The sequence below is a fragment of the Flavobacterium aquariorum genome, assembly GCF_003254745.1.
Taxonomy (GTDB): Bacteria; Bacteroidota; Bacteroidia; order Flavobacteriales; family Flavobacteriaceae; genus Flavobacterium; species Flavobacterium aquariorum.
Map to the genome: position 1 here is coordinate 56,617 of NZ_QKXH01000015.1, position 24,393 is coordinate 81,009.

The following is a 24,393-nucleotide window of genomic DNA, read 5'->3' on the forward strand; positions in this document are numbered from 1 at the left end:
TATTTATTTGTAATTAATTTCGACAAAAACAGGAAAATGATCCGATGGGTATTTTAAATCTTTGGCATCTGATAAAACAGCATATTTATTAACTGTAATGGAGTTGCCTTTTGATAAAAAAATATAATCAATCAAATGTGTTGATGCCTCATTATATTTAAAATTGTTAAAAGTTCCATAGGGACCAAAAGGTTTTTCTTTCGAAATTGTTCTGGCATCATTCATTTTATTTTTTAATGCAATTATCCGGTCGGTTTCAGGTTCTGAATTAAAATCACCCATCAAAACAACGGGATATTTATTGCTGCTCAATTTCTCTATTCTTGAAAGTATCAGTTCTAATCCTTTGGTTCTTGCCTCTTCTCCTATATGATCCAAATGGGTATTAAAAACCCAAATCAACTTATTACTTTGCTTATTCTTCAAAAGTACATACGTACAAACTCTGTTACACGCAGCATCCCATCCTTTTGAAATAGTTTCGGGCGTTGGTGATAACCAAAAGGTATTGGATTCCATTACCTTAAATTTTTCTTTGGCATAGAAAATGTTCGATGACTCTCCTTTTCCCATTCCATCCCTTCCTATTCCTACATAACTATATTGAGGAAGTGCTGTTGCTATATCCAATACTTGATTGGGTTTTGCTTCTTGAACTCCAAAAATATCAGGGGCATAAAATTGAATCTGTGCATTAAAAAAATCTTTTCTGTGCGTCCAGTCGTTTTCCCCATCCGATTCGATATCTAGTCGGATATTGTAAGTCATCACTTTCAAGGTTTGGGCATTGGACAAAATACCCATCAGAGTAAAAATGATCGAAATTGCTATTTTTTTGAAGAGATTCATTTTTTGCTTTTTTGATTGTTTTCTGCTAGTGAGACAATGACAGGTAATTCTTCATCAGAGCTTCTGTTCAACTTGATAAAAACAGAAGCCGCTAATGAAGACCAAACTCAAACTACCTAACTTAAACAAATTTTTTTAATTGTAAACTCTAATATAATCTACTTCCAAAGTAGAGGAAGTAAAATTTGGATCTACAGGGCCTCCCCAATTACCTCCCATTGCTAAATTTACAATTAAATAAAAGTTTTTATTGAAAGGAAACTTGTCTGAATTTACAAAAGTGTAAAACAACTTGTCATCCACATAAAATTTTATATAACTTGCTGTCCAATCTGCTGTATAAATATGAAATTCTGTATTGTCAGTAGGCACGTTTATAGTTCCTGTATCTGGAGTAGCTCCTGAACGCCCTGGAGAATGCAATGATGAATGATTGACATGTGGATCTTTTCCAACAGATTCTAAAATATCTATTTCTCCGCATGCAGGCCACCCTACACTTCCAATATTACTGCCCAGCATCCAAACTGCAGGCCATGTCCCGACACCTGTTGGTACTTTTGCTCTTATTACCACTTTGCCGTAAGTAAAATCAAATTTTCCATTGGATTCTAATCTGCCAGAAGTGAAGTCTCCTTTTCCGTATTTTTCCCTGATGGATTTTATTTTCAAAACACCGCCCTGAACAATTGTATTCTCTGGACGATTTGTATACGATTGAAGTTCATTATTAACATTCCCTGGATCCCAAATTTGGAAAGTCCATTTAGTTGCATCTGGGGCACCATCGGTATTAAATTCGTCAGACCATACTAATTTTGACCCAACAAAAACTGTTATGGAGAGTGTTTTGCTAACAAATTGTCCCGCATTATAAGCAGACACATATAACACATAAGTATTAGTACCCGATGCAGTATAGGTGTAAGAAAAGCTTCCGTTTGTCACTTCCTTTGTTTCTCCATTGCCAAGGACTATTTTATATGATGTTGCATTTGTCGCCGACAATTTAAAATTTACGGTACCGCTTCCGTCTCCATTTGGATTTTGAGTGTCTGTTCCAACAGCTGTTGCCATCACTGAAAGATCCGAAGGCTTCGCTTTTGAAACATCTTCACCACCACCGTTACTGTCACTGCAGGATAATAACATTAAAAAAACGGATAGACCAGTGAAGAACAAACCAAGCGATAATAGGTAATTCTTACTTTTTAAATCTATAAACCATATATTATTTCTCATATTTTTTTTAAAATAAATACTAAAACAAAGCTCAGAACAGTCTCAAAAAAAGTGCTGAGCTTAAGTTTTAGTTAAAATTAATTAAGGTGCTGGTTTCAGTTTAAGATACCAAGCATTTCCAGTTTCAGTTCCTTGTACTCTTAGATATAAATAATCAGATGTAATAGCCAAGATTTCATATTCTTTTAGTACAGCACCGTATCCAATAAAAGTATCGACTCCAGCCAATAAAATACTCACTTGGGTAGATGGCGAATTATCACCACTAGACGCTTCAGCTGGCGCTCCACTTGAAGCAGGAACAAAAGAGAATGCCGAAGTACCGCCTGGATAATTATAACATCCTTCAGCTCCAGAACTAGGAATACCCGGAAGAGTTGTTAATGAACCCGTTTTTGTAAAAGCTCCATCAGGAGTTGTAACTTTTAATTCTAAATTCCCAGTAGCAGCAACTTTAGCAAAAGTAAAAGTAGCCGTATAGAAACAATTTGCAGAAGCTACCTTTTCATTAACTCCAGCAGCCCACCACTCTGGTCTGATAGAACCAACATTCCAAGGACCAACACCAAGATGACCAGGAACACTTTTATCAACAACCCAAGTTTTTGAACCATCATTAGTCAAAGCTGTCACCATTTCTGCAGGTGCCGTAAAATCACTTCTCACAGTAACATCTTTAGTAATTAATGATGAAGTACCACCAACTCCATAAACCACTGCAGTAACTGTATAAGTATGAACTCCTACATTGGTATATTTTTTAGTCGTTTTTCCATTTGGCAACAAAACCAAATCTACTGGTGTATTTGCATCGTAATCTATTTTATAGGAAAGAGCTTTATCGCCCGTTATGGTAAATTTCACATCACCGGAACCATTCCCATCTGGATGGGTAGCATCTTGCCCAACAACTTCAGCATTTATTACAATATTCGAAGGCGCTGTCAAGTCCCCCAGACTATATTCTTGTTCGTTACAACTAACTAACGTTAGAGTCATAGCGATGAAAAGCCCTAAAATGTATTTTATATTTGTTTTCATATTTTTTCTAATTAGTTAATCTAACATTATCGATATAAATTACTTCACCAGCTCCTGCATCCGAATCATTAAATCGTAAAACAAGTTGAGTAAATTTGGTGCCTGCTGGTATTCCTGAAATAGCACTATAATCAAAGACAAGTTCTTCCCAAGCTCCAGAAGTGGTAAAAGCTGCTTTTTGTACTGCAACACCATTTGCAGGAGTTCCACCAACTGCCCATTCCAATTCAATATTTAATTTTTTACCAATATTTGCTGCATCAGGATTATATGCCAAAACTTTAATTTTTTTACCATAAGCAAAATTAATTGGAATATTCAATGGACTGTATGTTCCACTCCAATTAGGCACTCCTGTTGGTTTTGTATATTTGCCTACAGTTGCACTAGTGTTTAAACCTGTAACATTTGGGTTTGCCACTTTAGAAAAAGTCACATCACCAAAAGTCCCAAAAAAGTAATCTACTCCTGCAGTTTCAAAATCAATGGGAGTTCCAAATAATGATTTAGTTCCCTCAGTTTTTGCAGCACCTCCACTTAGAGCTACTACTTTCAAGACAAAAGGACCTCCAGTTGCTGGATAAGTATGAGCCGGTAATACTTCGCCTATAGCCATTGGAGTACCCTCTTCATTCGCAATATCTCCATAATATACTAAAAATGAACTTGCATAATCAGCTTTAGCGCTTACTTTCATCTCATCAGCAGTTGTAATTTGTAAGTTCTCAGGAGCTCTGTAAACAACCTTCAACGGAAATGTCTGCTCAGTTGTACTTCCAGATATAGAAATAGCTGTAACTTTTACAGTATAATCCCCTTCAGGATAGGCATGAGTTGTACTTTCACCTGGAGCCACTGTAACCGCTCCATCTGTACCATGACCATACTCTACCGCAAATGACGTAGCACCATCTCCAGTTGGAGTTATTTTTACATTTCCTGAATTGTCATTACTAATATCAAATACTTTATTAACATTTCCAGAACCTGCGCCTGGCAAAGATGTATCATCGCTAATACCCTCTATCGAACAACTTATGGCGAGAGCCATCAAGGCTACAAGGCTTAATATAAATTTTATCTTTTTCATAATTTTATCTTTTATTAATTATAGCCAGGGTTTTGTTTCAATTTAGTTCCTTGAAGTTCTCTTGTTGGAATAGGGAAAATTTCATCTACACCAGCATTAAAACCTCTATTTGCCAATTTAGCAGCCGCATCACCCCATCTTACTAAGTCAAAAAATCTTAATCCTTCACCAGCAAGTTCCATTCTTCTTTCATTTTTAATGGCTGCAAGTGTAACTGGAACAGAAGGCAAACCAACTCTTGATCTAACAGCATCTAGCAAGGCTTGTGCTCTCGCTCCTGAACCTAATGCTTCAGCTTCCATTAAATAAGTATCTGCAAGTCTGATGATATAAGAATTTTGCTTGTAGTTTAATTCAGCTGCTCCTCCACCTGTACGAACATCTTCTTTACGGGGAACAAATTTGTTTAAAAAATACCCTGTATCTTGATATCCACCAATATAATCTGCCTCACCGGCAGCTTTCATAGCTTTAAGGTCTAATACGGTAGCTGCAAATCTTGGATCTAACTTTATCGCATCGTATAAATCTTGTGTAATAACATTAAAACTCCATCCTGACGGTAGATCAGGAGCTGGCGATCCTGCTGGCTTAGAATAAGTTCTAGGTCCTACCATTATATTCACAGAATTCCCTTCATCTCTACCGGAACCCCAGAATCCCCAATCAGAATTTCCAGCACTTGTATGAGATACCTCGATAAGTGACTCTGTATTAAACTTATTGGAAACAACCCATAAATCGCTGAATTTTGTCAACAATTTGTTTCCATATTGATTTGCAGCTCCTGGAGTACCATTCACTTCAGCCAAAACAGCTGCAGCTTCCGCTTTTTTACCTTCAAACAAATATACTTTTCCAAGCATCGCTTGAGCTCCACCTTTTGTAAGTCGTCCCGATTCTGTATCAGCTGGAACAGATGCAGGTAAAGCAGGTATAGCTTCTGTCAAATCTTTTTCAATTTGAGCATAAACTGCTTCAGAAGTTGCTTGTTCAACATTATACATATTAGTAGTTGTCAAAGGATCCAAAAGCAATGGAACATTCTTAAACATACGAACCAAGTTAAAATAATAAATTGCACGTAAAGCTTTTGTTTCACCGGCAAATCTAGATTTCAAATCATCACTCATTGCAACGTCCGGTAATTTTGAAAGCAATGTGTTAGCTCTGAAAATTCCTTGATAATGGTCATTCCAGAAACTTCCTGGTATATTTGTTGACGTAAGCGAGTGAGTTGAAAAATTTTGAATTCCTTCTCCATCTGTAGATCCACCACCACCAGCATAGAAATCATCGGAACCAGCATTCATCATCGCCATCATATTTTCAAAACCTCCCGAATTTTTTCTAATAGCATCATAAACTCCAACAAGTGCTGCGGTAGCTTGTCCTTCGTTTGAGTAATAATTCTCGGAAAGGAATGATCCTTTTGGTGCTACATCTACAAACTCTTCAGAACAGGATCCAAAAGAAACAATTGCTATTGCAATAAAAATGTATTTATATTTTATCGTTTTCATAATTCTTAGTTTTATTAAAATTGTAGATTAACTCCAAGCATGAATGTTCTTGCCTGTGGATAAATCCCTTTATCTATTCCAAATACACCACCGCCAATTTCAGGATCATATCCAGTATATTTAGTAAATGTGAACAAGTTCTCTCCCGTTAAGTAAAAACGTACTTTGCTTGCACCTATTTGTGAAACTACATTCGTTGGTAATGTATAACCAAATTGAATTAATTTTAAACGTACATAATCTCCATCTTCCAAGTAGAAATTTGACATCTTACCAAAGTTACCATTAGTATCATTATTAGTAAGTCTAGGATAATCGTTTGATGTTCCTTCTCCTGTCCAACGACTCAAAGCCTCAGTTTGATAATTTGCATTTCCAACATCTAATCTGCGCAATCCCTGGAAGATTTGATTTCCTGCAGCTCCTTGTGCAAAAGCCATAAAATCGAAATTTTTGTAGTCTAAATTCAAGGTCAATCCAAATGTGTATTTTGGAATATTGCTACCCAAGAACTGTTTGTCGTCATCATTGATAGAACCATTACCATCTGTATCAACCCAACGGAAATCACCAGGACGAGCATTTGGCTGAATTAAACCACCTGAAGTATTTGTATAGGCTGCAATTTCTGCATCATTTTGAAAAATTCCTGCCGTTTTAAAACCATAGAATGAGTTATATGAATGCCCAACTTGAGTTCTTGTTACAGCTCCCATTGATTGGAAAGAAGCATCTCCAACTATATAATTTGTATCAGAAGCAACATAAGTAACTTCATTTTCTAAATATGCAAAGTTTCCATTAACGGAAAAGTTAAAATCTCCAAATTGTTTTCTATATCCTAATTCAACCTCAAGACCTCTATTTTCCATATCGGCAACATTTCCAGTTGGATTATCTGTGACCCCAACATAACCTGGAATATTTATCGGACGTAGAATACCGTTAGTTGTTTTATTGTATACATCAACCGTAAGGGTTAAATCATGAAAAAACCTTGATTCAAATCCAATATCAGCTTGAGAAGTTTCTTCCCATCTCAAATCAGGATTATCCAAAGTCAGGTTCGCATAACCTGTAGTTATAGCTCCTGTATTTCCAAAAGAATAATTGTAACCGCCTTGTACCAAAGAAAGATATCTAAAGTCTGGTATAGCATCATTACCAACCACACCATATCCACCTCTAATCTTTAAACTATTGATTACCTCATTTTCCTTCCAAAACTCTTCTTTAGAAACTACCCATCCTAAATTGAATGATGGGAACACACCGAATTTATTATTTCCTCCAAAACGAGAAGATCCATCACGACGTATAATACCGGTAAATAGGTATTTTTCTCTAAAATCATAATTCACACGGGCAAATAAAGATGTCAATTTGTGCTCAGTCATATCATAAGTACTGCTGCTTCTGTCAGACTGTGGTATATCAAAATTAAAAGAAGCATCTTGGTAACTTGTAATAGGTAAACCATACATTGTAGCACCCGAACCTCCACCAATATTATCTACATAAGAACCTTGTCCTAACAATACCGTAAAGTTGTGATCACCTATAGAATTTGTATAAGTCGCAATATTTTCATTATTCCATGCAAAACTGCTGTTTTCGCTTTGACCGTAACTATTTTTAAGTGTGTTTACAGTGGCACTCAAATAATTAACTGGCGTAAATCCTTGATTACCCCAATATGCAATTTTTCCTCCAAATGTAGTTCTGAATTTAAAGTGCTTTGAAATAACTGCCTCCAAATAAGCATTTCCAACTAAGTCATCAGACCAATTATATCCACCAAGTCTAGTTTTAGAATAAGCCAAAGGGTTTGTCATCTCTTGGCCAACTAAACCAGAAATTCCGTAAGGATTTCCATTAGCGTCACGAATAACTGGATTTGTACTATATGGTGCAGAATTAGCTAAAACAGGATCTGTCTCAATAACTGGAGTAATTGGGTCCAAATTAATTGCAGAACTCAACGGTCCACCAAATTCACTATTAGTATTACCAATACCAACTGATTTTTGTCTTGTGAAACCTAAAGTTTGTCCAAAAGTGAAAACTTTAGATATGTGGTGAGTAGAGTTCAAACGGAAATTCTTTTTATCATAGTTTGAAATCTCAGATAAAACAATCCCTTCTTGATTTTGAAGCCCAAAAGAAGTATAAAAATTAGAAGCATCACTTCCTCCACTAATACTCAATTCATGAGAATAACGAAATGCACTTGTATTAAAAATCTCTTTTTGCCAATCAGTTCCTTTACCTAAAGCAGAAAGATTGGAAAACAGTACAGGCCCACCTGCTGCTGTTGATTTCTCATTTAATAAAGTAGCGTACTGCGTTGCATTCAATAAATCTAAAGTCTTTTCAGGAGAAGAAACTCCAGCAAATCCATTATAATTTACTGTAATTTTTCCTGATTTACCTTTTTTCGTTGTCACTAAAATTACACCTGTTGCAGCACGAGTTCCATAAATTGCAGCAGAAGCAGCATCTTTAAGAACCTCCATAGATTCTATATCCGATTGATTAAGAAAACCAATACCTCCAGCATCTACAACGACACCATCTACAACCCAAAGTGGATTATTTCCTCCGTCACCAAAAGTAGTTATACCCCTAATACGGATAGTTGATGCAGAACCAGGCTGTCCGGAACTAGCAGCAATCGTAACTCCAGAAACTCTACCCTGCAGAACTGACTCAATACGACCATTAGGAACTTTTTCGATATCTTTTGCTCTCACACTAGAGATTGCACCAGTTACCACACTTTTCTTTTGGGTACCATACCCCACAACAACAACTTCATTCAAGTCTTGTGTGGAAGAGTACATTTTAACCTGTAATTGTGTTCTCCCACTAATAGATTCCTGAACCGTTTTATACCCTATAAAACTGATAGTCAAAATTCCATCTTTAGGGGCTTTAATTTGGAACCTACCATCAAAGTCTGTCGCTACCGATGTTGTTGTTCCACTTAAAACAATAGTTGCCCCTGGAATTGGCAAGCCCTTTTCATCAATCACTTTTCCGTTAATGGATGCTTCCTGAGCATGCCCATAAACTGAGAATAAGATTAACGAAATACAAAAAATAAATGTTTTTAATAATTTCATTTTTCTGATTATTTTGGTTAATTAATTAGTTATTTACTGCAATACTAAGGCTAAAATTTTTACATTGACAATTAACAACTACTACAAAAACACATCAATAACGTTGTAGTAATATTACAAAAACACATCAAATAAAAATTAACAAACTGATTATACGCAACTTAAAGAAAAAAAAACATTACTTAAAAAAATATTAATTAGAAAAAACCACTACAATTGTGATAAATTAAATACTTTAGCTTAAAATCCATTAAATACTATTCAAATCCAGTTCGAAAAGGGTCTTTACCGTTAATTTAAAGCATATCCAGAAATCAATTATACATACCTCTAAAACTATACACTTACATCCAACCAATGATGCACAATAAATACCCACTCATGAAATTAAATGGCTTTTTTTTACTGTTTATTTTGATTAATCTGCCCTATATTTCTTTGGGACAAGTAAAAAAAATTGGATTGCCACATATTAAGAATTTCAGCAGAACAGAATACAAAGGCGGAACCCAAAATTGGAATATCGAGCAAGACAAGAATGGCAATTTATATTTTGCAAACAATAATGGTCTCCTGCAATTTGACGGTTCCGCATGGACCAAATACCCCATGCCAAATGTCACATTTGTTAGATGCCTTAAAATTGATGCTTCAGGCAGAATTTTCGTTGGAGGTTATGATGAATTTGGCTACTTCAAGCCTAACTCAAAAGGAAGGCTAGAATACTTTTCTGTTTCCAAACTCGTAAAGAGGGATAATCCAAAAATAATTGATAATATTTGGAAAATTCATTTTTTCAAGGGCGCTGTTTTTTTTCAGTCTTTCAAAACCACATATATCTTTAAGAATAATAAAGTAAAAGTATTAGAAGCACCGAACAAATTCCAATTTTCATTTCAAGTTAACAATCAGCTCTATTTTCAAGATCTTTCAATGGGCTTGATGAAGTATAGTAATGGCCAACTTATTCCTTTAAAAGGAACAACCTTTTTGAATAACACAGAAATCTGGGGAATGTTTGCGATGCCAAATAATAAAATATTAATTGCAACTTTGGACAAAGGACTCTATTTGTATGATAATGAAAGTATAATTCCATGGGAAACCGAAGCCAACCAATTTGTTAAAAAAAATAGTTGCTTGGGAGGGTCGATCATTCAAAATGACTACATAGTTCTTAATTCTATTTTGAATGGTATTATTATCTGTGATAGCAATGGAAGAATAGTTCAACAAATCAACCACAAAAAAGGAATCCAAAATAACACAGTACTTACATCCTTTGTTGACAGTAAAAGCAATCTTTGGTTAGGTCTTGACAATGGAATCACTTTTATTAATGAAAATTCCCCCTTTACCTATTTTGGATCTAGTTTTGATTTAAGTACGGTTTATGCGTCGGTTGTCCATAAAGGGAATTTATATGTAGCAACTAATCAAGGTTTATTTTACCATTCTTGGGATCACACCTTTAAAGAAGATACTTTTAAACTTGTAGAAGGAACAACTGGCCAGGCGTGGAACATTCAAGTTGTAGATGGAGAACTATTGTGTGCACATAACAGGGGTGCTTTATTAATTGATGGTGGTAAATCATTTAAAACTTTAGACAATGTAGGATATTGGATATTCAAACAAATACCGAATCATCCAAATTATTTAATTGGTTCCAATTACAATGGTTTTTCAATATTTGAAAAAAAAGCAAATGGTTGGCAGTTTAGAAATAAAGTTGGAGGACTTATTAAATCTATTGGCGAATTTGAACTGGACGATAAATCCATTTGGATAAAAAAAGACAATTTAATTCAACAAATGACATTAACCAAAGATTTAAAACAATTTAAGACCATTAAAACATATCAAAATCTAACGAATACTTCCAAAGGGATTGGAAGTATTCAACAGTTAAAAAACAAAATTTATTTTCAAACCAATAATCAGTTTTTCAAATATTCCTATGAACAAGAATCATTTTTTGAAGATAAAATGATAACCCGCTTGTTTAAAAACATCCCAAAAGTCAGTACTTTAAAAGAGGACAGCCAAGGAAATATTTGGTATGTCTTCAATGAATCCTTAGGAGTATTAATGAAAAACAAAGACAATACTTATAAAAATAATGCTGCACCATTCTCTAACTTGACTGGTAATCTAGTTTACAACTATTTGTCTATAAACGCGATTAATTCCGAAAATATTTTAATTGGTCTTACTGACGGCCTTGCTCATTACGATTCCAAACTATTGAATAATTTTGCAAACAAACCAAAAGCTTTTGTAAGAACATTTGCGTTCCCAGGAAATTCTTACATACTGGGAAATGGACAAAAAACAATCGAAAAATATGAAGTACCATACTCGTCAAATCAAGTGAAATTTACATTTTCTTCTCCCATCTATGAAAATCTTGAAAATGTCGAATTTTCATATCAATTAATAGGCTTTGATGAAAATTGGAGCTCTTGGTCAAATAGTTGGACAAAAGAATACACGAATCTAAAAGAAGGTAATTACATAATGAAAGTAAAAGTCAGAAACAGTTACGGAATTCAATCTGATGAAACCTCAATTGCTTTCAGAGTATACCCCCCATGGTATAGACATTCTTTAGCCTATTTATTTTATCTGTTATTGGCTGCCGGGTGTGTATATTATGTTCGCTTTAGAATCAGGATGAAAATAAGAAAAAACAAACATTTTGAAACACTGGAGCAGCGAAGATTATATTTAGAAAAAGAAACGAAAATAAAGCAAGAACAATACGAACTGGAAAAAGAGATTGAAAAATTAGAAAATGAAAAATTGCAAATAAAAATCCTATCCAAAGATAAAGAACTAGTTAACAACACTTTACAGGTTGTTAAGAAAAATAAAATATTAAACGGAATCATTCATAAACTCAAAGATATCAACACGAGTTCATTTGACGAAGCAACAAAGGCTCAATTCACTAAATTAAACAGAAGTATTACCAAAGAAGTGAATACAGACAAAAGTTGGAAGGACCTTGAAAAACACCTCAAAAATGTACACTTTGATTTCCTGAAAAAATTAAAAGAAAAACACCCTTCAATTTCACCACGAGAAATGGACTTAGCCACTTATTTATTAATGAATATGTCGACTAAAGAAATTGCTGAATTTATGAATATCTCAACAGGTGGTGTAGAGCTGGCAAGATATAGACTGAGAAAAAAACTAGATCTAAATCAAAAAGAAAATTTAATTGGATACTTGATGAGCATCAAATAAAAAAAGCTCCTTTTAATAAATTCTGAAGGAGCTTTTAAATATTAAAAAAATTATTTTATAAACTCTAAGGTTCGTTCTAAAGCCATTCCTCTAGAACCTTTAATGAGTATCATATTATTTTCAAACTTTATGTTTTTAATGGAATCCGAAAAAGAATCAAAGTTTTCAAAGAAAAAGAAGTTTGATTGATTTGTTTTATTCTGATAAAAATCTTTACCTATAAAATAACATGCAATATCATTTTGGTTCATCAATAAATCAACAACCCCTTTATGCTCCAATAAACTTTCATCACCTAATTCAAACATATCACCCAAGAAAACAATTTTATTCCCTTTGTCCAAAAGTATGAAATTCTCAATGGCAACTTTCATGCTGCTAGGATTCGCATTATAAGCATCCAAAATAATTTCATTTGTCCCTTTGGTCATTAATTGTGATCTATTATTTTCAGGAACATAACTTTCCAGCGCTTGTTTAATATCATTTCCTTTAACACCAAAATAAGTTCCAATAGCAATTGCCGCATTAATATTATTTGCATTATACAAACCAATTAAATGAGTTGAAATAGTGTATTGGCCGTAGGATACCGAAACAAAAGGATTCGCCTCTATCCTAGCAATATTTACGTTAGCAACATCTTTGCCTATTCCAAAAGAATATGATTGCATAGTTTTCGTCTTTTCAACCTGAATAGGATCTTCAAGATTAACAAATGCTAATTTGTCATTATTTGAAAGATAATGATACATTTCACTTTTACCTTTAATGACACCTTCAACGCCACCAAAGCCTTCAAGATGCGCTTTTCCAAAATTGGTGATGTACCCGTAATCAGGTTGTGCAATATCACATAAAAATTCTATCTCTTTTTGATGATTAGCCCCCATTTCAACAATTCCCATTTCAGTTTGGTCATTAAAGGACAATAACGTCAAGGGCACTCCAATATGATTATTTAAATTCCCAATAGTCGCTTTCGTCTTGAACTTTTTTGAAAGCACGACATTAATCAACTCCTTAGTTGTTGTTTTTCCATTACTCCCGGTAAGGGCAATTATAGGCAATTTCAAATAGTTCCTATGAAATTTAGCCAATTCCTGCAAAGCAATTAAACTATTTTCAACCAAAACAGTTCTGTCGTCAATGTAATATTCTTTATTATCAATTATCACATAGGACGCTCCCTTATCTAGCGCTTCCCTAGCAAATGTATTAGCATCAAAATTATCCCCTTTTATTGCTACAAAAAATGAATTAGACCCAATTTTACGTGTGTCAATTGAAACAGAATCGCATTTCAAAAACAAACTATGAATGTATTTAATATCCATATAAATATAGTTTAAAAAATAAAAGCCCTAATGAAAGGGCTTTTATTGTATTGTATATAAAAAAATTAATTTCTAGGTGATTTTTTTGTATTTGATTTAGAACCTACTCTAGACATAGCACATCTGAATCCGATATAATCTGTTGCCATATCTTGAGGAAAGAATCTTCTTTGTGCAGGATCCAACCAATAAGCCCTGTCTCTCCAAGACCCGCCTTTGTAGACACGAACTGCATCATTTATCAAAGTAGTTCTTTTACTGGACTTGTCATATTTTCTTTCCATGTTTCCTAAACTATCAATTTTAACATTGTGCTTAGGAGCATTGTACATAATTTCTTTGTCTGAAGCTTTACCTTTATCAGCATCAGCACCACCAAACTTATAATATTTACTAGATTGCTTATCACCATCTCTGTAATTAATATTATCACTTGTACTGAAATTTTGTCTCAAATAAGTTTCATTTTCATCTACTGGAACTTGAGCAATTTCACCAGCTAAATATCTAGGCACTAATTTACCATTACTTAATGTGTCAAAAACAACATTTTTATTAGTGATGATTTCAATTTTTCCATCTTTACCTATTTTATTTTTGGTATAAACATTACCTCTGAAATAGTTAAAATCATTTGTCTCAACATCAACGATAGGTCTGTAAACATCCGCAACCCATTCAGCTACGTTACCTGCCATATCATATAGTCCAAAATCATTTGCTGGATAGCTTTTTACTGCATTTGTAATATCAGCTCCATCATCAGACCAACCTGCGATTCCGCCGTAATCTCCATTACCTTGTTTGAAGTTAGCCAATTGGAATCCTTTATTAGATCTTTTTCCAGAACGAGTGTAACTTCCAGACCAAGGATATTTCTTTTGCCCTTTATATATATTGTATTCTCTTTGACCTACGTCAGCTGCTGCTGCATATTCCCACTCCGATTCGGTTGGAAGCCTGTATTCAGGTAATAAAATCCCCGATGATCTTTGAGCATATACATTTTTCTCTTCAACCATATTACCATTTTTGTCTGGTTTCGGCCCCTTTTTAGACGCTCCTTTTCCTTTCAAAAGAATTTCTTCATTTCCTCCGTAAGTCATTGTAGGTGCAGCTAAATATGTTTCGGAATTAAAATTACTTTCAGCAGAAACATCTAATGTTTTAGCATTTTTCTTCAAATATCCATTTTTCTCTAAAACAGCTTCGTTTACACGATCCGTTCTCCACTTACTAAATTCAACAGCCTGAACCCAATTTACACCTACAACAGGATAGTTTGCATAAGCTGGATGTCTTAAGTAGTTATTGGTCATTGTTTCATTATAACCCAATCTGTTTCTCCAAACAAGAGTATCGGGCGAAGCTCCTTCGTATATATTTTTATAATTTTCTTCTGTTGGAGGGTAAACCTTTTTCAACCATTCAAGGTATTCAAGATACATTAAATTGGTAACTTCAGTTTCGTCCATATAGAAAGACATAACATGCTGTTGATTTGGAACATTATTCCAATCATGCATTACATCGTCTTGAACCAATCCTCTTGTAAAAGTTCCTCCTTCTACAAATACCAATCCAGGCCCAGTTTCCTGTGTTTTATGTCCAGCTCCTTTTGTAAAACCGCCTTTAGAACTGCTTACATTCCAACCTGTACCTCTCGAGGCACTTTCGGATTTAGATTTTTTGCTACAACTAGCTAGTCCTAATATTAATGCCAGGGACAGCATTATCTTTAAGGGGATAGTTTTATTTACTTTCATAGTTTCTAGTAGGTGATTATTAAAATTTAGGTTGCGCAATGTAATAATTAAACATCAAATCACAAAACCCTTTTTCAACTTTAATTTGTAATATTTTAACAGCTTTAATAAAAACGCAAAAATATATTTTTTATTACACAAAACAACGAAAAGAACATTTAATATTTTTTATTTACTTTTAGCAATTATTCACAATACACTTCTCCATCAATTCCAATGAAAAAATTCGTATTTTTTTTTATTCTTTTACTGCCAATAATAACTTTTGCTCAAATAAAAGGAGACCTAAATATCGATTGGATAGAAAACAATACAATAACCTCCAATACGAAGTTTCAAACGCCTAGTTTCAGAGGGAACAGTTATTTTTATGACGGGTACAATCAATCTATTTACTGCAATTTAAATCTAAAAACCGGCACAGATTTAGACGAAAAAAGCATTCAGATTTCTAATGTGATATATGAATCCATAACACCATCATCTCTGGGTAACTTGAATACCTCTGCTATTCCTTCCACTATAAAAACCACACTTTATACATCAAAATCAAGAAATATTATTCAAAATTTCCTCAGAATATCACCAATAATAAAAGAGGGTTCTGGCTACAAAAGAATTAAATCCTTTTCATATACTATAAATAATAGTTCTTCAAGAAAAACTATTTCGACTAAAAATAAAACGAGTATTACAAATTCAGTTTTGGCCTCGGGGGATTGGTATCGTTTTTATATTGAGAAATCGGGTGTTTACAAAATTTCTTTAAAATTTTTACAGGACTTAGGATTGAATTTAAATGGCATTGACCCAAAAAGAATTAAGATATATGGTAATGGCGGAAAAATGTTGCCTTTAGCAAATGAGACTTATTATCCGACAGATTTAACAGAAAATGCAATCCAAATTCAAGGAGAAAACGATGGTGTATTCAATACTGATGATTATATATTATTTTATGGTGAGGGAATTTATAATTGGAATAACGAAAGTCAAACCAATCTGAATTTATACGATTCAAAATCCTATTATTATGTTACCATAAATGGAGACAATGGAAAGAGAATAGTAAATATGTCGCAACCTACCACTTCAAGCACTTTAAACATTTCAACATATGACGATTATCAATTTCATGAAGTCGACTTAACAAATATAGCTCAAGTTGGTCGACAATGGGTTGGCGAATCATTTGAAATTAACCAAGACCAGGAGTTTACATTTGATTTACCAAATATCGATTCATCAATACCCGTTAAATTAAACATCTCACTAGCATCTGCGGCCTATACTCCTACTTCGTTTAAAGTTATAGCCAATGGGCTTGACATAGGTAATGTAGCATTCTCTGCATTAAATACCAATTCAGATATACAATATTTTAACGGAGCACTTCCAAACAACACTACTTTTCCAGGCAGCACTAATATAAAAATCAAATTATCCTATAACAACAATGGAGTACCCGGATCTAAAGGCTTTCTAGACTACATTCAGTTAAAATCAAAAAGTAAATTACAGGGATTCGGAAAACAATTCCATTTTCAATACGATTTAGCCAACTCAAGCCTCGGAATTATATCATATGATTTTTCAAACGCCACTACTATTTCTCAAATTTGGGATATAACCGATATTTATAATATCTCTAAAATAGAAAACAGCAACCAAAGTGCCTTTTCATTCAAAGCAAATCTTGGAGAGCTTAGAAAATATATTGCTGTTGACCCGAATGATTACTATTCCCCATCAAAAGAAAGCAAACCAAAAATAGCCAATTCAAATATAAAAGGAACGGTTTTTAAAAACACTCAAGGCCAATTTCAAGATATTGATTACGTAATTATTACACCCGAAATTTTAAGACCGCAAGCAGAGAAGCTTGCCAATTTCCATCGAATAAATTCTAATTTAAATATAAAAGTTATTACTCTTGAATCAATCTACCAAGAGTTTGCTTCGGGAAAACAAGACATTGCAGCGATAAGAAACTGTATTAAATACGTTTACAATAACGCTTCATCTCCAGATAAAAAGGTACGATATGTAAATCTTTTTGGAGACGCATCATTCGACTATAAAAAAAGAATAACCAACAATACCAATATTGTACCTATATATGAATCTCTAACCAGCAACACTATTGGCGAGGCTTCATTTGCATCAGATGACTTCTTTGGTCTGATGGATGATTCCGAAGGAAATATTACTACGTTTTATGGAGGAGTAGACATAGCTGTTGGCAGAATGCTAGTCAGCACCAGCACACAAGCAGACGAGATGGTCAATAAAGTCGTCGAATATTATGACAAAAAAGCCTACGGAAGCTGGAGAAATAATTACATCACACTTTCTGATGATTCAGACAAATCTACTGATACTTCTTTGCAATCAAGACAAAACACGCTTGCTGATGAAATTACCATCCAAAAACCATTTTTGAATGTATCGAAAATATTTTTGGACTCTTACACGCAAGAAGCTTCCGCTGGCGGAGAAAGATACCCTAAAGCAAAATCTGAATTTTATAACGAATTTGAAAAAGGTGGATTGGTCTTTAATTATTTGGGACATGGTGGAGAAGATGGCTTGGCAAGCGAAAGGCTTTGGGACAAAACAGACAGCCAAAGTCTAAGCAATCAATACAAATACCCATTATTTATTACAATTACTTGCGAGTTTTCCCGTTTTGATAACCCCACAAGACCTACCGCTGGAGAATACATTTATTGGAATTCAAAAGGCGGGGCTATTTCTCTAGTATCTACAATTCGTTCAATTGGACAATTTAGTGCCGAAAATTTCAATGATGTATTTGCAAAAAATCTTTTATCTTATGGTTCTGATCAATACGTTTCAATAGCCGAAGCCTTAAGAGTTTCTAAAAATGAAAACCCAAATACTGCAACAAACGTAGTCCTTTATCTTGGCGATCCAGCTATATTCCTAGCTATTCCAAAGCCAAAAGCTGTATTAACCAAAGTGAATGATGTACCCGTAAATCAATCGCTCCCAGATTTCAAATCATTAGCTAAAATGAAAATAACCGGTGAAATAACCGACGAGAACAATATTCCCATGGCCAATTATAATGGTGTTTTATCAACTATTTTATTTGATAAAAAAATAGCAAAAAGCACCTTAAATAATGACGGATACAGCCCTGCAATTAATTTCACTACTCTAGGTGAGGCTATCTTTAGAGGAAATGCATCCGTTACGAATGGCAAATTTGAATACAGCTTTATCGTACCAAAAGACATTCGGATTCCTTTAGATGCCGGAAAATTAAGTTTTTATGCCCAAAAGAATGAATTACTCGAAGATGTTGCAGGCTACAACACTACAATTAAAGTAGGGGGTGTAAATGAAAATGCCATTGCAGACAATAATAGTCCAAAAGTGAAGTTATATATGAATGATGAAACTTTTGTGTCCGGCGGTATTACCAATGATTCCCCCATATTTATTGCTTATATGGAAGATGAAAGTGGTATCAATACGGCTGGCGGAATTGGTCATGATATTGTAGCTATATTAGACGGTGATGTGAGTAATCCTTTTATTTTGAATGATTATTATCAAACTGAACTGGATAATTTCACAAAAGGAAATTTACATTTTCCTTTGCGAAATTTGAAAACTGGTTTACATACCATCACTTATACAGTTTGGGATGTTTATAATAATGCCACAACATCAGAAATGCAATTTTTAGTAATTGGAGATGAATCCATTACACTTACAAATGTATTGAACTATCCTAATCCATGTGTAAATTACACAGAGTTTTGGTTTACTCATAATAAACCAAACGAACCTTTAGAGGTTCAGGTTCAAGTGCTAACAATAACTGGTAAAGTAGTTTGGACAAAAAATCAAACCATCACTACTCCAGGTTTTTTATCACGAGAGGTGACATGGGATACTCGAGATGATTTTGGAAATAAAATTGGCAAAGGGGTTTATGTTTACAAATTAACTGTAAAGGCAACCCTCTCTAATAAGAAGATTGAAAAGTTTGAAAAACTTGTGATTCTTTAATAATATAGTATATTTACCCCAAATTAATTTTTATTTTAAAAATGAAAAGAGCTACTTTACTGATTATAATTTTATATAGTTTTAATTTTGTTCATGCACAGGAAAACGTGATTACAACCGCCGTCCCTTTTCTTTTAGTAGCGGCAGATGCTAGAGCTGCTGGTATGGGAGATAATGGCGTTGCGTCGTCAACAGATGCATTTTCCCAACAATGGAACCCTTCAAAATATGCCTTTGCTGAAGACCAACAAGGGTTCTCATTAAGCTACACACCCTATTTAACGGATTTAGTAAATGACATATCATTGGCGCAAATAACCTATTATAATAAATATAGTGACAAAAGTGCTTTTGCTGGTAGTTTCCGTTATTTTGGACTTGGAGACATTGAGCTAAGAACTGATTTTGATAGTCAAGTTGTACTTGTCTCCCCAAATGAATTTGCTTTTGATTTATCATATTCCTTGAAATTGAGCGAAAAATTCTCAATGGCAGTTGGAGGCCGCTATATAAATTCCAACCTAAAAGTGGCCACTGACAATAATGACGCTTCCTCTTCAAGTAGTTTTGGGGTAGATGTAGCTGGATTTTTTCAGTCAGAAGAGATTGCATATAGTAACTTTAACGGCAGATGGAGAGGAGGATTTAATTTTCAGAATATGGGCCCAAAAATGAGCTATGATAATGACGATATAAGTGCTAATTTTTTACCTGCCAATATGAAACTTGGAGGCGGATTTGATTTTATTTTAGACGAATACAATAAGGTAGCCGTGAATCTGGAAGTAAGCAAATTGCTAGTCCCAACCCCACAAAATCCAACTGATTTAAATGGAAACGGAATAATAGATCCAGCAGAAGAACAACAAAACAGAGACGATTATCAATCTATCGGGTGGTTCGCGGGAATGTTCCAGTCATTTACGGACGCACCTGGTGGATTTAGTGAGGAACTAAAAGAAGTAACTTACTCTTTAGGATCAGAATATGTGTATCAAGATTCATTTTCATTTCGTGCAGGATATTTTCATGAAAGCCCCGATAAAGGTGCAAGGGAATTTTTCTCGCTTGGGGCAGGTTTTAAATACAGCTCCGTCAAAATTGATGTTTCTTACTTGTTTTCAGCCTCTAAGGTGCAAAACCCACTAGAAAATACATTGCGTTTCTCTTTGACATTCAATTTTGGAGAAAAATACGAAACTTTCTAATCTTCTTTTTTAACTTTATAAAAAACAAAAATCCAAACTTCACTATTTTGAAATTGGATTTTTTTGTTTTTAATACCAAGTATATTTTCAAAACACTCAATTAAACAGCAGCTTTAATTAATGAAAGAAATAATAATCACTTCGAAAATTAATGTTTTTGAAACCATTCAAGAATTACCTTTAGTTGAACAGAATTTAATGTTGAAAGCTATTGAAGTTAGAAAAAATGCTTATGCACCCTATTCAAAATTCAGGGTTGGAGCAGCCATTCTTTTGGACAACGGTGAAGTTGTTGTTGGTTCGAATCAGGAAAATGCTGCATATCCTTCTGGACTTTGCGCAGAACGGGTAGCTATTTTTTATGCAGGAGCCATTTATCCTGAAGCTACGATTTTGAAAATAGCAATCACAGCGGCCTCTGACAACAATAAAACAGCGACTCCTGTTCCACCATGCGGAGCGTGTAGACAATCTATCGCAGAATATGAAATTCGACAAGACACCCCTATAGAAATCTATTATATGGGAGAAACAGGCTCAATTCATCAATCGGCATCCCTAAAAAACCTGCTCCCTTTCATGTTTGAAAAAAAATTACTTTAAAAAAAAACCAAAATTTAGCTTTTAAATTTTAGTTCTTAGTAGGAATGTCTTATTTTTGCATCCCGACCCCTTCGGGGCGCAAATTTGTGGTGAGGAAACTATTTTGCGTTACTAGGTCATAATTGATAATACAATAACACTTAAGCAAAAGAATTATTTCAGATGAAAGAAGTTACAAAAGAAGTTTATTTAAAGTGGTATGAAGACATGTTACTTTGGAGAAAGTTTGAAGACAAACTTGCGGCATTATACATTCAACAAAAAGTTAGAGGTTTTCTACACTTATATAATGGTCAAGAGGCTGTATTAGCAGGAGCTTTGCACGCTATGGATTTGACAAAAGACAAAATGATTACTGCCTATAGAAATCACGTTCAGCCAATTGGTATGGGCGTAGACCCTAGACGTGTAATGGCTGAACTTTTAGGAAAAGCTACTGGGACATCCAAAGGAATGGGTGGATCGATGCATATTTTCTCAAAAGAGCATCGTTTTTATGGAGGACATGGAATTGTAGGTGGTCAAATTCCATTGGGAGCTGGTTTAGCATTTGGAGACAAATACAATGGAACTGGTGGAGTTACAATGACTTATTTTGGAGACGGAGCTGCACGTCAAGGTTCTTTACATGAAGCCTTCAATATGGCGATGTTGTGGAAACTGCCTGTAGTTTTTATAGTTGAAAACAATGGTTATGCCATGGGAACCTCAGTTGAAAGAACTGCAAATCATACTGATATATGGAAACTAGGTCTAGGGTACGAAATGCCTTGTGGACCAGTTGACGGAATGAATCCAGTGAAAGTTGCAGAAGCAATGACAGAAGCAATTGACAGAGCAAGACGCGGCGACGGACCTACTTTTCTTGAAATGAAAACGTATCGTTACAGAGGACACTCAATGTCTGACGCACAATTATACCGCTCGAAAGAAGAGGTTGAAGAGTATAAAAAAATAGATCCAATTACTCAAGTTTTAGATGTGATTTTAGATCAAAAATACGCTACACAAGAAGAAATCGAAGTAATTGATCAAAGAGTAAAAGATCTTGTTGAAGAATGTGTTCAATTTGCTGAAGAATCCCCTTACCCGGAAATTCAACAATTATACGATGTAGTGTACGACCAAGAAAACTATCCATTCACACCTCATAAATTATAAATCAAATTATGGCAACAATTGTAACAATGCCTCGCTTGAGCGATACTATGACAGAAGGAACGGTAGCGGCTTGGCTTAAAAAAGTAGGAGACAAAGTAAGCGAAGGTGATATCCTTGCAGAAATTGAAACCGACAAAGCAACAATGGAATTTGAGTCCTTCAATGAAGGAACACTTTTATATATTGGAATCCCAGAAGGCGAAACAGCTCCTGTAGATTCTTTATTAGCAATTATTGGAAACGAAGGTGAAGATGTATCCGCATTGATAGCGGGAGGTTCAGCAGCACCTGCTGCAACAGAATCAACACCAGCTGCTACCGAAACAAAAACTGCCGAAATCCCAACGGCTGCCCCGGCAACAGATTTACCAAAAGGAGTAATCGTAGTAACAATGCCTCGTTTGAGCGATACTATGACCGAAGGAACGGTAGCTTCTTGGTTAAAAAAAGTAGGAGACAAAGTTGTTGAAGGTGATATCCTTGCCGAAATCGAAACCGATAAAGCAACAATGGAATTTGAATCTTTCAACGAAGGAACCCTACTATACATTGGAATCCAAGAAGGAAGTACTGCTCCAGTTGATAGTCTTTTAGCTATCATAGGACCTGCGGGAACAGACATTAGCGGGATTGCTGAAAACTATAAAGCTGGGGGAGCTGCTCCAACTGTTGCAGTAGCAAAAGAAGAAACTAAAGCAGCATCTTCTGATAAGGCTGCAGAAGTAATTGAATCATTAAGCGACGGAAAAAGAATTTTGGCATCACCATTAGCTAAAAAAATAGCAAGTGACAAAGGAATTCAATTAACACAAGTAAAAGGAACTGGTGAAAACGGTCGTATCGTAAAAAGCGATATCGAAAACTTCACTCCTGCAGCTAATCCAAGTACTGCAATATCTAAAGCTCCAGAAGCATCAAAAGCAGAAGTGCCAAAAGTTTTTGTTCCTGCTGGCGAAGTTTTCACAGAAGAAATTAAAAATTCGCAAATGCGTAAAATCATTGCAAAACGTTTGGCTGAATCATTGTTTACAGCACCTCATTACAACCTTGTAATTGAAGTAACAATGGACGAAGCAATGCAATCGAGAGCAGTTATCAATAGCATTCCGGATACCAAAGTATCTTTCAACGATATGGTAATCAAAGCTTGTGCATTGGCTTTGAAAAAACACCCAAAAATAAATTCTCAATGGAAAGAAGACGCCATCATCATCAATCACCATGTAAATATAGGTGTAGCTGTAGCTGTTGAAGATGGGTTAGTAGTTCCTGTGCTAAGATTTACTGATGCAATGAGTTTATCACAAATTGGCGCAAGCGTTAGAGATCTTGCTGGTAGAGCCAAAAACAAAAAATTATTGCCAACTGAAATGGAAGGAAGTACTTTTACAGTATCTAACCTTGGAATGTTTGGTATTACTGAATTCAACTCTATCATCAACCAGCCAAACTCTGCTATTTTATCAGTAGGAGCTATTGTAGAAAAACCAGTAGTTAAAAACGGTCAAATTGTAGTAGGAAACACAATGATGCTTTCATTGGCTTGCGACCACCGTACAATTGACGGTGCGACCGGAGCACAGTTTTTACAAACATTAAAACAATACATCGAAAATCCGGTAACTATGCTTGCATAAACACTTGATTAAATATTTAAAAATCCCGTCCAGTTTAAAACTAGACGGGATTTTTTTTTGCAAAAAAACTCCATTACGTCCGTTTCACATCTTAAAAATAAACACGACAAAAGCCGAAAAATAAAAATTGACACAGATGCATTCATTTCTTTATTAACTCATCTTAAAAAGGCCAAAAACTAAATTATTCACCAAATTTAAGATTACATTCTTGGCTCCATAACGGCATGTCCCTGCGGGTCGCGCTGTCCATTGTATTCCCGATTAACAAAAACTATGGCAAAAGCCTTGTTTTTCTAAATCTGGAGATACCATTCCCATCCCTTATGCATTCACTTTTTCAAAACAGTATCTATTATCCCATAAACAAAAAACAGCCCCAAAGAGGAGCTGTTTTTTTGTTTCGAAGTAAGCACTGTTTTTTTTATAAAATAACCTAATTAATTCACCGCGGCCACATTTTGGTTTTTCATTTTCAGATCCCCTTTGTACACTTCGGCCACTGATTTTCT

The 24,393-nt window shown here is 34.7% G+C and carries 14 protein-coding genes; 6 read left to right on the forward strand and 8 right to left on the reverse strand.

Going from position 1 to position 24,393, the window contains the following annotated elements; all coding sequences use genetic code 11:
* Positions 1-3 precede the first annotated feature (3 nt).
* The 6 genes from DOS84_RS18485 to DOS84_RS18510 all read right to left on the reverse strand — a co-directional run bounded on the left by DOS84_RS18485 (position 4) and on the right by DOS84_RS18510 (position 8,870).
* A complete protein-coding gene (locus tag DOS84_RS18485) occupies positions 4-849 on the reverse strand; it encodes an endonuclease/exonuclease/phosphatase family protein (RefSeq protein ID WP_111411583.1) in 846 nt (281 codons plus the stop codon).
* A 135-nt stretch (positions 850-984) separates the two neighbouring features.
* A complete protein-coding gene (locus DOS84_RS18490; protein ID WP_111411584.1) occupies positions 985-2,091 on the reverse strand; it encodes a glycoside hydrolase family 16 protein in 1,107 nt (368 codons plus the stop codon).
* A gap of 81 nt (positions 2,092-2,172) precedes the next feature.
* A complete protein-coding gene (locus tag DOS84_RS18495; RefSeq protein ID WP_111411585.1) occupies positions 2,173-3,132 on the reverse strand; it encodes a hypothetical protein in 960 nt (319 codons plus the stop codon).
* 7 nt (positions 3,133-3,139) lie between these two features.
* Positions 3,140-4,222, reverse strand: a complete 1,083-nt coding sequence (locus DOS84_RS18500; protein WP_124020665.1) for a hypothetical protein — start codon at positions 4,220-4,222, stop codon at positions 3,140-3,142.
* Between the two features lie 14 nt (positions 4,223-4,236).
* Entirely contained in the window at positions 4,237-5,745 is a 1,509-nt protein-coding gene (locus DOS84_RS18505; RefSeq protein ID WP_111411587.1) for a RagB/SusD family nutrient uptake outer membrane protein, read from the reverse strand.
* 14 nt (positions 5,746-5,759) lie between these two features.
* Positions 5,760-8,870, reverse strand: a complete 3,111-nt coding sequence (locus DOS84_RS18510; RefSeq protein ID WP_111411588.1) for a SusC/RagA family TonB-linked outer membrane protein — start codon at positions 8,868-8,870, stop codon at positions 5,760-5,762.
* 381 nt (positions 8,871-9,251) lie between these two features.
* On the opposite strand from DOS84_RS18510, the gene DOS84_RS18515 reads away from it, so the two are divergent.
* Positions 9,252-12,125, forward strand: coding sequence for a helix-turn-helix and ligand-binding sensor domain-containing protein (locus DOS84_RS18515; protein ID WP_111411600.1), 2,874 nt, complete (start codon positions 9,252-9,254; stop codon positions 12,123-12,125).
* A 50-nt stretch (positions 12,126-12,175) separates the two neighbouring features.
* Here the strand turns inward: DOS84_RS18515 and DOS84_RS18520 are convergent, their stop codons facing one another.
* A complete protein-coding gene (locus DOS84_RS18520; protein WP_111411589.1) occupies positions 12,176-13,462 on the reverse strand; it encodes a UDP-N-acetylmuramoyl-tripeptide--D-alanyl-D-alanine ligase in 1,287 nt (428 codons plus the stop codon).
* Positions 13,463-13,527: 65 nt separating this feature from the next.
* The gene (gldJ, locus tag DOS84_RS18525) at positions 13,528-15,228 is read right to left on the reverse strand and encodes a gliding motility lipoprotein GldJ (protein ID WP_111411590.1); all 1,701 of its coding nucleotides are present in this window, start codon (positions 15,226-15,228) and stop codon (positions 13,528-13,530) included.
* A 216-nt stretch (positions 15,229-15,444) separates the two neighbouring features.
* On the opposite strand from gldJ, the gene porU reads away from it, so the two are divergent.
* From porU to DOS84_RS18550, 5 genes are all read left to right on the forward strand, one after another.
* Positions 15,445-19,272, forward strand: coding sequence for a type IX secretion system sortase PorU (gene porU, locus DOS84_RS18530; protein WP_111411591.1), 3,828 nt, complete (start codon positions 15,445-15,447; stop codon positions 19,270-19,272).
* A 41-nt stretch (positions 19,273-19,313) separates the two neighbouring features.
* A complete protein-coding gene (porV, locus tag DOS84_RS18535) occupies positions 19,314-20,480 on the forward strand; it encodes a type IX secretion system outer membrane channel protein PorV (RefSeq protein ID WP_111411592.1) in 1,167 nt (388 codons plus the stop codon).
* Positions 20,481-20,600: 120 nt separating this feature from the next.
* Positions 20,601-21,083, forward strand: a complete 483-nt coding sequence (gene cdd / locus DOS84_RS18540) for a cytidine deaminase (RefSeq protein WP_111411593.1) — start codon at positions 20,601-20,603, stop codon at positions 21,081-21,083.
* Between the two features lie 162 nt (positions 21,084-21,245).
* A complete protein-coding gene (gene pdhA, locus DOS84_RS18545; protein ID WP_111411594.1) occupies positions 21,246-22,244 on the forward strand; it encodes a pyruvate dehydrogenase (acetyl-transferring) E1 component subunit alpha in 999 nt (332 codons plus the stop codon).
* Positions 22,245-22,252: 8 nt separating this feature from the next.
* Positions 22,253-23,881, forward strand: coding sequence for a pyruvate dehydrogenase complex dihydrolipoamide acetyltransferase (locus tag DOS84_RS18550; RefSeq protein ID WP_111411595.1), 1,629 nt, complete (start codon positions 22,253-22,255; stop codon positions 23,879-23,881).
* Positions 23,882-24,393: the final 512 nt, after the last annotated feature.

Excerpts from the sequence above, each read along its gene's own strand:
- pdhA (WP_111411594.1), top strand. The coding sequence starts at position 21,246 with ATGAAAGAAGTTACAAAAGAAGTTTATTTAAAGTGGTATGAAGACATG.
- porV (WP_111411592.1), top strand. The coding sequence starts at position 19,314 with ATGAAAAGAGCTACTTTACTGATTATAATTTTATATAGTTTTAATTTT.
- gldJ (WP_111411590.1), bottom strand. The coding sequence starts at position 15,228 with ATGAAAGTAAATAAAACTATCCCCTTAAAGATAATGCTGTCCCTGGCA.
- DOS84_RS18490 (WP_111411584.1), bottom strand. The coding sequence starts at position 2,091 with ATGAGAAATAATATATGGTTTATAGATTTAAAAAGTAAGAATTACCTA.
- DOS84_RS18505 (WP_111411587.1), bottom strand. The coding sequence starts at position 5,745 with ATGAAAACGATAAAATATAAATACATTTTTATTGCAATAGCAATTGTT.
- DOS84_RS18495 (WP_111411585.1), bottom strand. The coding sequence starts at position 3,132 with ATGAAAACAAATATAAAATACATTTTAGGGCTTTTCATCGCTATGACT.
- DOS84_RS18485 (WP_111411583.1), bottom strand. The coding sequence starts at position 849 with ATGAATCTCTTCAAAAAAATAGCAATTTCGATCATTTTTACTCTGATG.
- DOS84_RS18500 (WP_124020665.1), bottom strand. The coding sequence starts at position 4,222 with ATGAAAAAGATAAAATTTATATTAAGCCTTGTAGCCTTGATGGCTCTC.
- porU (WP_111411591.1), top strand. The coding sequence starts at position 15,445 with ATGAAAAAATTCGTATTTTTTTTTATTCTTTTACTGCCAATAATAACT.
- DOS84_RS18515 (WP_111411600.1), top strand. The coding sequence starts at position 9,252 with ATGAAATTAAATGGCTTTTTTTTACTGTTTATTTTGATTAATCTGCCC.
- DOS84_RS18520 (WP_111411589.1), bottom strand. The coding sequence starts at position 13,462 with ATGGATATTAAATACATTCATAGTTTGTTTTTGAAATGCGATTCTGTT.
- cdd (WP_111411593.1), top strand. The coding sequence starts at position 20,601 with ATGAAAGAAATAATAATCACTTCGAAAATTAATGTTTTTGAAACCATT.
- DOS84_RS18510 (WP_111411588.1), bottom strand. The coding sequence starts at position 8,870 with ATGAAATTATTAAAAACATTTATTTTTTGTATTTCGTTAATCTTATTC.
- DOS84_RS18550 (WP_111411595.1), top strand. The coding sequence starts at position 22,253 with ATGGCAACAATTGTAACAATGCCTCGCTTGAGCGATACTATGACAGAA.